Origin of the sequence: Rathayibacter tritici (assembly GCF_001641005.1) — a bacterium.
In the GTDB taxonomy this organism is placed as follows: Bacteria; Actinomycetota; Actinomycetes; order Actinomycetales; family Microbacteriaceae; genus Rathayibacter; species Rathayibacter tritici.
In genome coordinates, this window is sequence record NZ_CP015515.1 from 1641906 (window position 1) to 1655029 (window position 13124).

Sequence of the window (13124 nt, forward strand, 5' to 3'; positions counted from 1 at the left end):
CGCCCGCTCGTCCCCTGCTCCGCGCGTGGGCGCTGCCGGAGGCTCGGACCGGGGCGGAACGCCGGTCCCCGGCCCGACGCGGAGCGCGGGCCGCGGGACCACCCGCACCATTTGAGGATAACGGCAAGTCGCTCCCCCGCGTCGGCAGGAGTGCCGGAAGACGAACCGCCCTCCCTGCCGGCGGACGCGCGGGGAGGGCGGAAAGCGTCAGCAGTCCCGGATCAGCCGCAGGGCGTCAGCGCCGCCACCGAGTCGGACAGTGTCCTCGTGCTGCCGAGCAGAACGACCCGGCTCGCTCCGGAGGCGGAGATGTCGGCCAGGACGGCCGCGGGCACGCAGGTGGGCTGCACCGCGAACAGCGGGCTGCCGGTGAAGCCGGCAGCCGTAGCTCCTGCGAGGGCGTCGGGGAAGTTCTCGCCGGTGGCGAGGTACACGGTCTTCACCGCGCCGAAGGCGGCCCGGTTCAGCTTCTCCGACGTGTCGTAGCGGTCGGTTCCGCCGATGCGGGTGATCTCCGGCCCCTGGATCGAGCGCTCGATGCCGGAGCTGACGGAGAGCGGTGAGCCCGCGATGGTCAGCGTCTTCACCCCGAGTCCACTGATGATTCCGCGGGTGAGGGCGTCCGCCGTGGCGCCCGTCCCGTTGGTCAGGATCACGGGAGCGTCAACCGCGCCGGCTGCCGCGCTGGCGCTGAGGGCATCGGGGAACTTCTCCCCCGTCGCCAGCCAGGCCCTGGACGAGCCGCCGGAGAAGGCGTACTGGATGATCCGCTTCGAGGTGTCGTACCGGTCGACTCCGCCGAGGCGGCGGATGTCGCCGTTCTTCGCGTAGGCAGTCAGGTCTCGGTAGACCTGGCCGCCGATACTCAGCTCGGACCCGACGACGACGATCTTCGCGGGCTTCAGGCGGGTCAGCTCGTCGCGGACGACCTGGCTCATCGAGTCCCGATCGACCAGCAGCAGCGGGCCGCCCTGCTTCGCCGCGGCAGGTCCGGCGCTCAACGCGTCGGGGAAGTTCTGGCCGGTGGCGACGTAGACGACGGGCACGTTCACGCCGAAGGTGCGCTTGGACACCTCGACCGCGGTGGCCTGGCGATCGACGCCGGCGATCCGCGAGACCGTCGGCGATCCTCCGGCGGGAGGAGTCGTCGCTGTGGCGGTCGGGGTGGGCGTGGCCGGCGGCGTGGTCGAGCCGCCCCCCGTCACACGGATCGCCGCGTCCATGTTCACGGTGGTCCCGGCCGGCTGCCCGCGGCCTCGGCTGATTCCGGAGACCTGGACGAGACTGCCCGCGGCGTCCTTCGAGGCGGCGTAGGCGCCGGCGGGGACGGTCACGGAGACGGCGGACTGATCACTGTCGACGCTGATCTGCGCGCCGAGGCGGTTGGAGCGACTCGGCCCGACGTTCGCGGTGAGGCCCTCGAAGTCGAAGAAGCCTGCACTGTTGGATTCGAGGACGATCACGTCGTTGTCTGCGACGTTCTGCGCGCTCGAGTTCGTGCCCCAGAAAGAGCCTCCGCGGGCAAGGCTCACAGCGTCCCCGGACAGGTCGACCCGGCCGAGCCCCGCGCCGGCGTTCCCGCCCACAGTGAGGGTTGCGGTGGTGAAGAGCTCGTATCCGATGTCGAACGCCTGGCCGTACGGCTTCGCGGAGGCGCTCAGCGGCTCCTTCTGCGCGGTCAGCTGCAGCGGGATCGACGAGCCACCGAGAGAGGACAGGCTCTGCTTCAGCGGGATGCGGAAGGTCCGGCTACCCGAGGTGAGCTCGCTCTGGCCCCGCAGAGCGCCGACCGTCCAGTTCACCGTGGTGAAGTCGGGGTAGGGCGACGTCGGGCGGGCCGACCTCGAGAGGGTGATCTCGAGTTCGGTGGCGTCCGCGGCGACCGGCGCGACCTGAGCTGCGCTGTAGTCCTCCGTGACCGACCAGGTGTACGGAGCCGTCGACATTCCGACGCGACGGGTCTCGGCCGACGCTGCCCCGCCCCCGCTCGTGACGCCGAGGATGACGGCGGTGGCGCCGACAACGGCGACCGCGGAACGCAGCCACCTCCCCCGCGTCGTCGCAGGCGATTGGGCTGTGGTCATGGCGAGTTCCCCCTCGTCGTGGTCCTCGTGCCGAACACTCCCGTCGGCACGATCGTCCCCGTGATCCTCAGATGGGGCACAGATGTCGGTCAGGGCAGCCTAACCCGACCGAGGGGGCCCGGGCAGGGTCGTTGTCCGCCCGGATCGACACACTCCCGCCGGTGCTCGCAACGGAGAGAGGTGCGCCACCGGCGGTTCCGCTGTGCTCGGCGGCCCGATCAGCCACGGGCAGGCCGACCCCGCAGGAGCACCGTGCCTCCCTTTTCGAGCATCGGTTCTCCGACTCGCACCCCGTTCGGGGTACGAGCGTCTCAGCCCTCGATCGGCTCCGTACGGCCGACGAGGCAGGCACCGGTCGCGATCGGCGCCGCGATCACGGCCCGCACACCGCCGCTCTTCGGACCGTACTGACCAACGAGGCAGGACTCGCCGAGCTTGACGGAGACCTGCACCGAGTCCGCGTCGAGTCCGACCGAGGTCTCGTCGGCCGTCACTTGCAGTGACTCGCGAGGGAATCCGGCTGCAACGAGCGCCTGGACCACCCTCGAACCGGCCACCTCAGGATCGGGCTCTGCGGCCGACCGCAACGTCTGCTCGAAGGCCGGGAGGTTCTGCTCGGTCGTCCCGCCGGGGACATAGGCGGCGGGGGCGGCCTGTTCGGGAACCGACTCTTGCGACGCGGTTGCCGAGGTGTCGGGCTCGGGCGCTCCGGGCGCCGTGCAGCCACCGAGGCAGGCGGTGAGAGCGCCGATCGCGAGCACGATATGGGCCGCGCGGTTGCGTCTCACGCCTGGCTCCTCCCCACCGCAGCGGCTCTCGCTTCGGGCCCCTGATCAGAACGGGGTGTCCCCGGATCCTACCGAGATCAGCGGAGCGTCCTCCTCACGCCCGACCATCGATCGCGATTCCTCCGCAGCACGGACGGCTCCGGATCCCTCCGTCGCGCCTCCCCAGTCCTTCGGCGTGGACCCCTCCCCGGGCGCCTCCTCGCTCCAGGCCGGCTCACCCGCGGGGGCGGCGGGCGCGGCGACCCGCACCACGGTCTTCGTGTAGCGGGTCGTACCCCAGGCGAGATCGTGTCCGATGCCCTCGGCCGTGATGACCACATCGGTCCCGGTCTTCCCGCCCGCCTCCCACGCCTTCACGCCGAGTCGGCCGGTGACCAGGACTCGGTCGCCCCGGGACAGAGAGGACAGCGCGTTGCCGGCGAGGCCGTTGAACGCAGTGACGGTGTACCAGTTGGTAGAGACGTCGATCCAGCGCTGCTCGGTTCGGTCGTAGCGTCGCTGCGCTGTGGCCAGGCGGAAGCTGGTCATTGCCGTGCCGGTGGAGGTGTCGATGCTCCGTGGGTCGGTGCCGATGGTCCCGATGACGGTCAGTGTGTCGGTCATGGTCGTGTCCTCTCTTCATCCTCCCCCGCCACGTCTGCGGCGGAGACGGCGCCCGGGCGGAGGGGGCTGGTACCGCTCGGGCGCCGCAGAGACAGTGTCGCGACGAAGGGCCCGACTCCGAGGTGGAGGTGGGCCCTTCTGGGGAGAAACCGACGAAGCCGTTCCCTGTGGAGGAGCGTTACGACGCGGTGATGTAGGACGAGTACGACGAACGGATTTTATTCACCTTCGGCAGCGCGACGGCGAGGCAGTAGCCCTGCCCCGGGTTCTTCGCGAAGAAGTCCTGGTGATAGTCCTCCGCCGGGTAGTAGACCCCCAAGGGAGAGATCTCGGTGACGATCGGGCCCTCCCACCACTCCGACGCCCGGTCACGGGCGGACTCGAACAGTTCCTTCTCCTCGTCCGAGGAGTAGAACATCGCTGAGCGGTACTGCGTGCCGACGTCGTTGCCCTGACGGTTCAGCTGGCGGGGGTCGTGCAGGGTGAAGAAGACATCGAGGATCACCTGCTCGGGGATCATCTCGGGGTCGAAGGTGACGGCGACCGCCTCCGCGTGCCCGGTGCGACCGGAGCAGACGTCCTCGTAGTCGGGTTCGGTCGTGCGGCCGCCGGTGTAACCGGAAACGACGTCGGTCACGCCATCAAGGACGCGATAGACGGCGTCCAAACACCAGAAGCATCCTCCGGCGAGTACGAATGTGCGCATTGCGTGTGACTCACTTCCTGTCGCATCGACGCATCCGGGGCGCCGGGCGCGTCCCCTGATCCAACACCCTCTCGGCCCTGTGCATTCCGTGAGCCCGCACCCCTGGAATAGAGTCGCCGCGTGAGCTACGACGCCGCCCCCGCCCGCTACGACCGTATGGACTACCGACGCACCGGACGGAGCGGGTTGCTCCTGCCCGCGCTCTCTCTGGGCCTCTGGCACAACTTCGGGTCCGACCGCACCCTCGACACTCAGCGGGCGATCCTGCGCCGCGCGTTCGACCTCGGCATCACCCATGTCGACCTCGCGAACAACTATGGACCGCCTTACGGGGCAGCCGAGACAGCCTTCGGTCGGATCCTCGCCGAGGACCTCCTGCCCTATCGCGACGAGATGGTGATCTCCTCGAAGGCCGGTTACGACATGTGGCCGGGGCCGTACGGCGACGGCGGGTCGCGCAAGTATCTGCTCTCCTCCCTCGATCAAAGCCTGCGGCGGATCGGCGTGGACTACGTCGACGTCTTCTACTCCCACCGGCCGGACCCTGAGACACCGATCGAGGAGACCATGGGCGCCCTGGTCACCGCCGTGCAGCAGGGCAAGGCGCTCTACGCCGGCATCTCCAATTACTCGCCCGAGCAGACCCGGGCGGCCGAGGCTGCGCTTGCGGGCAGCGGCGTCCCGCTCCTGCTGCACCAGCCGCGCTACTCCCTCTTCGACCGCGGCCCTGAGGACGGCCTCTTCCCCGTCCTGGACGAACTCGGATCCGGCTGCATCGTCTTCTCGCCGCTGGCGCAGGGCCTGCTGACCGACCGCTACCTCGACGGCACCGTCCCGGAGGGTTCTCGCGCCGCAACCTCCCGCTTCCTCTCCGCCGACCGGATCGATGACGCGTACCTCGCGCGGGCGCGGGGCCTGACGGCGATCGCCCAGCAGCGCGGGCAGTCACTGGCGCAGCTCGCGCTGAGCTGGGTGCTCCGCGTGCCGACGGTCACCAGCGCGATCATCGGCGCCTCGAGCGTCGCCCAGCTCGAGCAGAACGTCGCTGCGCTCGACGCAGGACCCCTCTCAGCGGAGGAGATCGAGGCCATCGAGGAGTTCGCGGTGCACGGCACGACCCTGCGCTGAATCGCGGCCGGGGATGTCGGTGGTCGGCCGTAGTCTGCGACAGCACTCAGCCGGTGAGTGCTCCGACCCTGAAGCAGGAGGAACCGATGTCACTGTCCACTCTGCACGCGATCCGCACCCCGCCGTCGCTCACTCGCGTCAACTCCCGGCTGTGGCGCGTCAGCTCCGGCTCGGGGTCCGTCGTCGGCCACATCGAGCTCGTGGACGACCCGCTCGGTGAGCGTTACCGCGCCCGGCTCCTTCGCGCGGGGATGCCCGCGGGTGCCGAGCTGGGCGAGTTCTGGAGTGTCGATGACGCGATCGAGGTGTTCCGGGTCGCTTGAGTCCGCGCCGATCCATCCGCTCGGCGGCGTGCCGAACGAGAGGCGGTGGCGGCCACGGCTAGCGTTCGCCCCATGCAGTGGTGGAACGAGTTCATGTCCTGGATCCGTACGAGTGACGGGCACCAGGCGGTCTTCACGGCCGTCGTGGTGCTGTTGGCGGTCGTGATCGGAGCGGTCGTGATCGGCTCCGTCTTTCGCGCGTCGATAGCGCGCCTGATCCGGCAGCAGGATTACGAGCGCAAGAACGCGATCATCGCGACGCTCGTGGATGCCGCCGTCGATGCCTCCGCTTGGAACGCCCTGAGCAGCCCCGAACGCGTCCTCAGCGACCGCGCATCGGCCCAGGCCGAGACCCACCTGCGCTTGCTGCCGATCAAGGGCTCCGGAGTCGCAGCCAACTGGGCCGCACACGAGCTCGCCGAACTCAAGCACACCTCCAGCACCGGCGGGTACCAGACGCAGGCGAGCGTGGGCGAGTTCCGCGACCGACTGGTGCTCTGGCGCGACAAGCCGGGGCGCGCGCGGAAGGCGTTCCTGGAAGACCTCGAGCGCTGGCGATTCTCGGAGACCGGTCGTGAGGACTCGGCCGAGTCGGCACTCTCGGACCTGGCCGAGCAGATCGGGAACACCGGGAGGACGGCACCGGAGGGGACCACTCCCTCGGCCGCTCAGCCGGCGGCGGTGGCCCCCGTCGTCGTGGGTGCCGCGACCGCGTCCGGCGCTGCGGAGGGTACGGCCGCCGCCGTGACTCCCACGATCGTCCTGCCGCCGTCGGCCGCAGACGCATCGCAGGACGAGACGCACCGCCTCCTCGCCGACGTCGATCGCTTGGACGTCCCCTCGCGCGAGCGCACCGTCGAAGAGCTGCCGCCCGTCGAGACGAAGCCCGTCACTGCCGGTAAGGAGTCCGAGCAGGACGCGGGCGCTCCGTCGCCCGTCGGGAACAATGGGCAGGCCTTCCGCGGCGACGGCACACCGGCCGGCGCCCCGGCCGATCCGGACGGTCAGGACGACGCCGTCGTCCGCGCGGACGAAGCCCGCTTCCAGCGCTCCGCCGCCGAGAACGACCAGCGGGACGAGCACACTGCCCTCTAAGGCCGATCACCAGCGCATCTCCCCAGCAGCCACCACCCGAAGATGCAGAGAAGGCCCCTATCGCGATAGCGGTCGGGGCCTTCTCTGTGGTGCGGCGGTGCATGTACGGACTAGCTGTGTGCATCTCGTGCACGGGCGACTCGGCCGACCAGCACGGCGAGGGGCGCCGCGACGATCGTCCACGCGACGGCGATTCCACCGAGGATGGCGAGGAGCAGCATGGTCGTACCTCCGTTCGTTACGTCGTTGTAATTCCGGACAACTCCACAGTAGATGCCCGAATGACACTCCACCGACATCCGTTGGGAAACACGCCGGTGTTGCCTCCGATGTACCGGTGTATTACGGATGCAGGACCCGCGAGTCCTCGTTCGAGGGCCAGGCGGGAGGATGAAACCGCGGATGTCGAGCGGGTGACCCGCCCGCGGGGGACGCCAGGACGACGGGCGCCCGCTCGGCCTCGTAGTACCCTGACCAGGCGCCCCCGTAGCTCAGCGGATAGAGCAGCAGCCTTCTAATCTGACGGTCGCAGGTTCGAGTCCTGCCGGGGGCACCGCAGCGCCGGAACGTCACACTCGGCCCTCAGACCGCCGTCGGTTCGAGGGGAGGACCCTCCGTCAGGCGGACACCCCAGCCCGGGATGACGACGGTCGGTAGGCGCTCGTCGGACCACAGCGCGATCACCGCCGGGTTGTCGCAGACGGCGAGGATCGGCTCGGCGCCGGATCCTCGTCGGACGTTCTCGTTCCACCTCGACGTCCGTCCGAGCCCGCTCCCCTGCCGACTACGCGCCCTGGACTAGTCCGAGCACTCCCCCGACGAGCGAAACGGCGGCGAGGGCGAGCGAGGTCCCGATGAGCACCGTGTGGACGCGGAGGAAGGTCGTCGCCCGGCCATCGGCATCGCGTGCGCGCGGATCCTTCCGCACGCGACGCAGGAAGGGCGGCCAGACGACCGCATTCCACACGGCGTTGACGATCAGAAGGGAGCAGACGAGCGCGATCACGGGGATTCAGTCTAGGAGGAGCGCGCGGACAGGATCGGGTGTCGGTGGCCGCGGATAGACTGCCCGGCATGAGTAGCGCCCCCGACCGTCTTGTCTGGATCGACTGCGAGATGACGGGGCTCGATCTCGCCGTCGACGAGCTGGTCGAGATCGCTGTCGTCGTCACCGACTTCGAGCTGAATCCCCTGGATGAGGGCCTCTCGCTCGTCATCAGACCGGACGCCACCGCGCTCAAGAACATGGGTGAGTTCGTCCGGACGATGCACGAGACCTCGGGGCTGCTCACCGAGATTCCCTCCGGAGTGAGTGTCGCGGAAGCCGAGTACGAAGTGCTCGAGTACGTGCTCCGGCATGTCCCGGCCGAGCAGCAGGCGCCGCTCGCCGGCAACTCGATCGGCACCGACCGCGCGTTCCTGGCCACGTTCATGCCCCGCCTCGACGCTCACCTGCACTACCGCAACGTCGACGTCAGCACGATCAAGGAGCTGGCCCGGCGCTGGTTCCCCCGCATCTACTTCAACGCCCCGAAGAAGAATGGCGGCCACCGCGCTCTCGCAGACATCCTCGAGAGCATCCGGGAACTCCAGTACTACCGCCGCGCCGTCTTCGTGGCGGAGCCGGGACCGACCACGGCCGAGGTGCAGGCTGTCTCGGCCGCCGTCGTGGACGAGTTCGCCTCGCGGATGTAGTACTCTCGTACAGGTGCTTCGCGGGGTCGCCCCGGCGGAACACGCTCCTGGTGGGTATAGCTCAGTTGGCAGAGCGCCTGGTTGTGGTCTAGGAGGTCGCGGGTTCGAGCCCCGTTACTCACCCCAGTAGCTGTACATGCAGCGGAAGAGGCCCGGAGTTCCGACTCCGGGCCTCTTCGCCTCTCCAGCGGCCGATCACGAGCACGCGTAGAGAGAGGCCACGGATGCTCGACCTGGACGAGGACGCCTTCGAGGCCCTGGTCGTTGCCGAGCTCGACGCCCTCCCCGACGATATGGTCGACGGCCTCGACAACCTCGTGTTCGTCGTGGAGGACCGGCCGGAGGACGGCACTCTCGATGTGCTGGGCTACTACGACGGCGTCGCACTGACCGAGCGCGAGCGCTACGGATTCGGCGAGATGCCCGACCGCATCGTTGTGTTCCGGGAGCCGCACCTGGCGGCCTGCGAGGATCTGGACTCCCTGCGGGACGAGATCCACGTCACACTCGTGCACGAGATCGCGCACTTCTACGGCATCGACGACGAGCGGCTGCACGACCTCGGCTGGGCCTGACGCCCCGCTGCACGACGCGGCGCTCGCCCGGTCGAGCGTCGATTCTCCCCGCCTCAGGCGTCTCCTGCTGCGCCACTCGAGTCCAGCACGAGGTCTGCCCCCCGGCGCGGCCGCTCACGCTCGCAGTACGAGCGGAAGCTCCGATCCCAGGCATCCCAGTGCGCCGCGAAGAGCTCACCGTCGCGGGCGAGTGCGCGCGCCCTCCGCAGCTCGTCGCCCGCTTCGAGCCAGATGACCAGGTCCGCAACGCGCCGCGCGTCGGCGCTGGCCGACCCGCAGCCTTCGAGCACGAGAACATCCTCACGGACGACTCGTCGGCCGGCCGTCGTCCCGGCAGCCCAGTTCCACGGGCGCCAGTGCGCCGCGAGTCCGAGAGCGTGCGGGCGCACGAGCACCCGGGCGCTTTCCTGAGACGCCCGGTCCAGGCCCGACCACCCGGGGTAGAGGTCGTCCATCTGCACGAGAGCGATAGTCGGTGCGCCCGGCGCGAGGCGGATCTGCTCCACCAGTGCGCGCGCGACCGTGGACTTCCCGGAACCGCTCGGCCCGTCCACGAGGACAGTGCGACAGCGTCTCGCGAGGATTGACCGGGAGAGCTGACGCACCGACGCACCGGTCAGGGGAACGCTCCGCTCAGCCATGCAGCACGAAGCTCCACGCTCCGGACACGACGGACACCGTGACGGCCGTCGCCGCGATCGCCAGTGCACCTGCGATCAGCAGCAGGTCTCCCGCTCGCAGCCGCGACTCCCGGGCCCAGGTGCGCGGGACTCCGGAGCCGAACCCCTTCGCCTCCATCGCCGTCGCCAGCCTGCTCCCCCGCCGGATCGCCAGGACGAACAGCGAGAAGCTCCGCGAAGCGAGACCGCGCAGTGCGTGCACGGCCCCTCGGCCGTCGGCGACGCCCCGCGCCCGGCGGGCCATCGAGAGGGTGCGCCAATCGTCGACGAGCAGGCCGACCACTCGCATACCGGCGAGGGCGCCGAGCACGAAGCGCGAGGGCAGCCGAAGGATCTGGGCGAGGCCGTCCGCGAGATCGGTCGGGTCGGTGGTCGCGATCAGGACCACGCTCGGCAGACCAATCGCCAGCACCCGCAGGGTGATGGCTGCACCGAGCGCGACCGAGCCCTCGGTCACCGAGACGATCAGGAACTCTGCGTAGACGGTTCCGCTGTCACGCCCGTAGAGGACGGTGGAGAGCCCGGCCAGCGGGGCGGCGACCCAGACGGGCGCCGTCCGCCGGACGAGCTCGCCTACCCGGAGCCCGGCGAACGGCAGGACCAGCAGCTCGAGCACGAGCGCGGTAGCAGCCGAGACGGCATCGACGGTGAGGATCAGAGCGAGGGCGATCACCAGGCTCGCCAGTAGCTTCGCCACGGGGTTCGCGCGAGCGATCCGACCGCGGGCGGGCAGGGCATCCAGGAGCGTCATCCGGACACCGCTTCGCGTGCGCCGAGGGTGAGGACCGAGTCGGCGAGGGCCGCCACCAGCGCCTCGTCGTGGGTGATGGCGAGCACCGCCACGCCCTCGATGCGCTGCTCGGCGAGAAGGCCGACGAGGACCTCCCAGGTGAGACGGTCCTGCCCGAACGTCGGCTCATCGAGCACGAGCACGGACGGCTTCCGGGTGAGAGCGGACGCGACCGCGAGCCGCCGCTTCTCACCTCCGGACAGAGTGAAGGGGTTCGCGTCGGCCAGGTGAGCGAGTCCGAGACGATCCAGCAACTCCTCCGCGCGCCGGCGCTCCGCCCCGTCCCGGGCGCCGAGGGCGAGCTCGGCGCGCACCCGAGCGGTGAGGAACTGGTGCTCCGGTTCCTGAAAGACCATCGCGATCCGCTCGGCGAGCTGAGCGGAGCTCCAGCGGATCGGATCGGGCCCGGCGCCGGCCCGCAGCGACTCGGAGGCGCTCACGCGCCCCGCGACCGGCGGGAGGAGGCCGGCCAGCGTGAGAGCCAGGGTCGACTTTCCGACGCCGTTGGGCCCGAGCACGGCCGTGACCCGAGCGGAAGCGACGGCGAGGTCGAGCCCGGAGGCGACGACGGTGGCGCCACGGCGCCCGAAGACGGGCCGGCCTATCGAGAGATCGCGTGTGCTGAGCACGGCCGGTGACGCCAGGATGCTGGGGGCTCGGCGCTGGGGATGCTCGCCCGGCAGCCAGACGCCCGAGGCGCGGAGCACCTCGCGCGCCTCACGCAGGACCTCGGCCGGTGCACCGTCGGCGACGACCGCGCCGTCGCGGTCGAGGACCACGATGCGGTCGACCAGATCGACCCAGACATCGACCCGGTGCTCGACCACGATCAGCGTCGCTCCCGTGTGGGCCGCCGTGCGCTCGACTGCCGCTCGCACCTCCCGCACCCCCTCGGGGTCGAGGTTCGCGGTCGGCTCGTCCAGCAGGAGGAGCCGAGGGCGCATCGCGAGAACGCCCGCCAGGGCGAGCCGCTGCTTCTGCCCGCCGGAGAGTGCCGAGGTGGAGTGGCCGAGCGGCACGTCGAGCCCGACGTCCTCCAGTGCCTGCCGCACTCGGGCGGGGATCTCCGCGGGCGGCACACCGAGGTTCTCGCAGGCGAAGGCGACGTCGTCACCGACCCGCGCGAGCACTGCCTGGGTGTCCGGGTCCTGCAGCACGAGGCCGGCGACTCCGCGTCGAGCGAGCGGGGCTGCGCCGTCGATCGCGAGCTCTCCTGCCGCGGCTCCGTCCTCTTCGTCGCCGAGGACCCCAGCCAGCGCGTGCAGAAGCGTGCTCTTGCCCGCTCCGGAGGGGCCGAGCAGCAGCACGCGCTCGCCCGGCTCCAGAGCGAGATCGAGCCCAGAGATGGCGGAACGAGAGCGTCCCGCGTGACGCCAGCTCCAGCCCCGGGCCCGGACGGACGCGCCGCTCATCGGGCGACCGCGCCGGCTCCCTCGACCGTTCGGCCCTCGCGACCGGAGGCGAACCGGTCCAGCGCACCGGAGGCGGCGAGTCCGCGAACTGCGAACCAGGACAGCAGACCGGCCAGGATAACGCCCGACACGATCGAGGACACGACGTACACGCTCATGAAGAGCGCGTCATTCGCGGCGTAGTACGACAGCAGGTCGTTGATCGCGAGGGCGAGGCCCGCGCCGGCGCCGGCGAGCATCGCAACGAGCGGACGGCCGCTGCGGTAGAGGAAGAGCGCGAGGACGATCTCGGCGCCGAGCCCCTGGACCAGGCCGGAGATCAGCACGGTGTACCCCCACTGGGTGCCGATCAGCGCGGAGACCGCCGCGGCGACGAGCTCAGTGAAGAGCGCCGCTCCGGGCTTGCGGATGATCAGGCCGCCCAGGACGCCGGCGAAGAGCCAGCCGCCGCCGAGGAGCCCGCCGAGCCCGGGTAGGAAGTCGAAGGCGAGGCCGAGGACGTTCGTCGCCAGGCCCCAGGCCCAGAAGACGACCCCGCTCGCGACAGCGACGACGCTCGCCACCACGATGTCGACCACCCGCCAGCGCAGGTTCCGCCGAGCTGTGGCGGTGGAGGAGCCGAGGGGCTGCGCGTTCGTGTTCTGCGCGGTCGTTTTCTGCGCGTTCGTTTTCTGCACTGGCGTGCCCTTTCGTGGGAGCGAATGGAGGGCACGGGTTGGAGAAGAGGAGATCGAAACGTTCCTTCGCTGGCATGACCCAGATCAGGTTCGACGGTCGAAGGCTTCTGCCTTCCTCTCAGTCCGGTGCACCGGACTCCCGTGTTCGTCGGTAATCATAGACGTCATGTCCTGGTCGGTGGTCGTCGTTCTCGCCGTGGTGCTGCTCGTGTTGCTGCAGGCTCTGCTCTGGCAGCGCCGTGCGCGGATCCGCCGCGAGCTCCTCAGCTACGGCACCCGAGTGACGGCCAGCGTGGTCGGGCCGGATCCAGCGCGAGGCGACCGCGATTCCGCCCGGGATCTGGGGCGTCTCCTGGTCGTCTACCGCACCGCCGAGGGCGAGGAAAAGCGTGCCCTGAAGTACCCGCAGAAGCGGGGCGACGCCTGGATGGCGGGTGAGCCGGCGGCGGTGATCTACGACCCGAAGCGGCCGGACGACGTCGAACGGCTGATCGTCGGCTTCGGCCGGACGAAGAAGAAGTGGTACCCCGCGCGCCAGCAACGTGCCAGGTGACGGACGACCGCTCCG

The 13124-nt window shown here is 70.2% G+C and carries 15 protein-coding genes, 2 tRNA genes and 1 riboswitch; of the genes, 8 read left to right on the forward strand and 9 right to left on the reverse strand.

All coding sequences use genetic code 11. From position 1 onward, the window contains the following. Positions 1-221 precede the first annotated feature (221 nt). The 4 genes from A6122_RS07455 to msrA form a co-directional block, all read right to left on the reverse strand. Positions 222-2084 carry a cell wall-binding repeat-containing protein gene (locus A6122_RS07455; protein WP_068253331.1) on the reverse strand — a complete coding sequence of 621 codons (1863 nt, stop codon included), beginning with the start codon at positions 2082-2084 and terminating at the stop codon, positions 222-224. Positions 2085-2395: 311 nt separating this feature from the next. Further along, on the reverse strand, positions 2396-2872 hold the full coding sequence (locus tag A6122_RS07460; RefSeq protein WP_068253333.1) for a DUF6993 domain-containing protein: 477 nt from the start codon (positions 2870-2872) through the stop codon (positions 2396-2398). Between the two features lie 45 nt (positions 2873-2917). Beyond that, positions 2918-3475: a single-stranded DNA-binding protein gene (locus A6122_RS07465; RefSeq protein ID WP_068253335.1), complete on the reverse strand. Its 558-nt coding sequence runs from the start codon at positions 3473-3475 to the stop codon at positions 2918-2920. Between the two features lie 178 nt (positions 3476-3653). Continuing rightward, complete coding sequence (msrA, locus tag A6122_RS07470) at positions 3654-4181, reverse strand: peptide-methionine (S)-S-oxide reductase MsrA (protein WP_068253337.1); 528 nt, start codon at positions 4179-4181, stop codon at positions 3654-3656. A 120-nt stretch (positions 4182-4301) separates the two neighbouring features. Between msrA and A6122_RS07475 the strand changes: the two genes are divergently transcribed. From A6122_RS07475 to A6122_RS07490, 4 genes are all read left to right on the forward strand, one after another. After that, on the forward strand, positions 4302-5309 hold the full coding sequence (locus tag A6122_RS07475) for an aldo/keto reductase (protein ID WP_068253338.1): 1008 nt from the start codon (positions 4302-4304) through the stop codon (positions 5307-5309). Between the two features lie 86 nt (positions 5310-5395). Then, the gene (locus A6122_RS07480) at positions 5396-5632 is read left to right on the forward strand and encodes a hypothetical protein (RefSeq protein WP_068253340.1); all 237 of its coding nucleotides are present in this window, start codon (positions 5396-5398) and stop codon (positions 5630-5632) included. Between the two features lie 72 nt (positions 5633-5704). Beyond that, positions 5705-6727, forward strand: a complete 1023-nt coding sequence (locus A6122_RS07485; RefSeq protein ID WP_068253342.1) for a hypothetical protein — start codon at positions 5705-5707, stop codon at positions 6725-6727. Between the two features lie 480 nt (positions 6728-7207). Beyond that, positions 7208-7280 (forward strand) — tRNA-Arg (locus A6122_RS07490). Between the two features lie 231 nt (positions 7281-7511). Here A6122_RS07490 and A6122_RS07495 read toward each other — a convergent pair. Beyond that, entirely contained in the window at positions 7512-7733 is a 222-nt protein-coding gene (locus A6122_RS07495) for an SCO4848 family membrane protein (RefSeq protein ID WP_068253345.1), read from the reverse strand. A gap of 68 nt (positions 7734-7801) precedes the next feature. Here A6122_RS07495 and orn point away from each other — a divergent pair, with 68 nt between their 5' ends. From orn to A6122_RS07510, 3 genes are all read left to right on the forward strand, one after another. After that, entirely contained in the window at positions 7802-8422 is a 621-nt protein-coding gene (orn, locus tag A6122_RS07500) for an oligoribonuclease (protein ID WP_068253347.1), read from the forward strand. A 50-nt stretch (positions 8423-8472) separates the two neighbouring features. After that, positions 8473-8548, forward strand: a tRNA-His gene (locus A6122_RS07505). A gap of 98 nt (positions 8549-8646) precedes the next feature. Beyond that, entirely contained in the window at positions 8647-8997 is a 351-nt protein-coding gene (locus A6122_RS07510; protein WP_068253349.1) for a metallopeptidase family protein, read from the forward strand. Between the two features lie 53 nt (positions 8998-9050). Here the strand turns inward: A6122_RS07510 and A6122_RS07515 are convergent, their stop codons facing one another. The 4 genes from A6122_RS07515 to A6122_RS07530 form a co-directional block, all read right to left on the reverse strand. Beyond that, a complete protein-coding gene (locus tag A6122_RS07515; protein ID WP_167542355.1) occupies positions 9051-9551 on the reverse strand; it encodes an AAA family ATPase in 501 nt (166 codons plus the stop codon). Positions 9552-9630: 79 nt separating this feature from the next. Further along, positions 9631-10428: an energy-coupling factor transporter transmembrane component T family protein gene (locus A6122_RS07520; RefSeq protein WP_068253353.1), complete on the reverse strand. Its 798-nt coding sequence runs from the start codon at positions 10426-10428 to the stop codon at positions 9631-9633. Further along, positions 10425-11879: an ABC transporter ATP-binding protein gene (locus tag A6122_RS07525; RefSeq protein WP_068253356.1), complete on the reverse strand. Its 1455-nt coding sequence runs from the start codon at positions 11877-11879 to the stop codon at positions 10425-10427. Before A6122_RS07525 ends, A6122_RS07520 begins: the two co-directional genes overlap by 4 nt. Then, on the reverse strand, positions 11876-12556 hold the full coding sequence (locus A6122_RS07530; protein WP_084415879.1) for an ECF transporter S component: 681 nt from the start codon (positions 12554-12556) through the stop codon (positions 11876-11878). The genes A6122_RS07525 and A6122_RS07530 overlap by 4 nt, the downstream gene beginning before the upstream one ends. A gap of 44 nt (positions 12557-12600) precedes the next feature. Then, positions 12601-12708, reverse strand: a riboswitch (TPP riboswitch). Positions 12709-12722: 14 nt separating this feature from the next. Here A6122_RS07530 and A6122_RS07535 point away from each other — a divergent pair. Then, entirely contained in the window at positions 12723-13109 is a 387-nt protein-coding gene (locus A6122_RS07535) for a DUF3592 domain-containing protein (RefSeq protein WP_068253358.1), read from the forward strand. The last annotated feature ends 15 nt before the right edge of the window (positions 13110-13124 follow it).

Excerpts from the sequence above, each read along its gene's own strand:
- A6122_RS07455 (WP_068253331.1), bottom strand. The coding sequence starts at position 2,084 with ATGACCACAGCCCAATCGCCTGCGACGACGCGGGGGAGGTGGCTGCGT.
- A6122_RS07465 (WP_068253335.1), bottom strand. The coding sequence starts at position 3,475 with ATGACCGACACACTGACCGTCATCGGGACCATCGGCACCGACCCACGG.
- msrA (WP_068253337.1), bottom strand. The coding sequence starts at position 4,181 with ATGCGCACATTCGTACTCGCCGGAGGATGCTTCTGGTGTTTGGACGCC.
- A6122_RS07480 (WP_068253340.1), top strand. The coding sequence starts at position 5,396 with ATGTCACTGTCCACTCTGCACGCGATCCGCACCCCGCCGTCGCTCACT.
- A6122_RS07485 (WP_068253342.1), top strand. The coding sequence starts at position 5,705 with ATGCAGTGGTGGAACGAGTTCATGTCCTGGATCCGTACGAGTGACGGG.
- orn (WP_068253347.1), top strand. The coding sequence starts at position 7,802 with ATGAGTAGCGCCCCCGACCGTCTTGTCTGGATCGACTGCGAGATGACG.
- A6122_RS07510 (WP_068253349.1), top strand. The coding sequence starts at position 8,647 with ATGCTCGACCTGGACGAGGACGCCTTCGAGGCCCTGGTCGTTGCCGAG.
- A6122_RS07520 (WP_068253353.1), bottom strand. The coding sequence starts at position 10,428 with ATGACGCTCCTGGATGCCCTGCCCGCCCGCGGTCGGATCGCTCGCGCG.
- A6122_RS07525 (WP_068253356.1), bottom strand. The coding sequence starts at position 11,879 with ATGAGCGGCGCGTCCGTCCGGGCCCGGGGCTGGAGCTGGCGTCACGCG.
- A6122_RS07535 (WP_068253358.1), top strand. The coding sequence starts at position 12,723 with ATGTCCTGGTCGGTGGTCGTCGTTCTCGCCGTGGTGCTGCTCGTGTTG.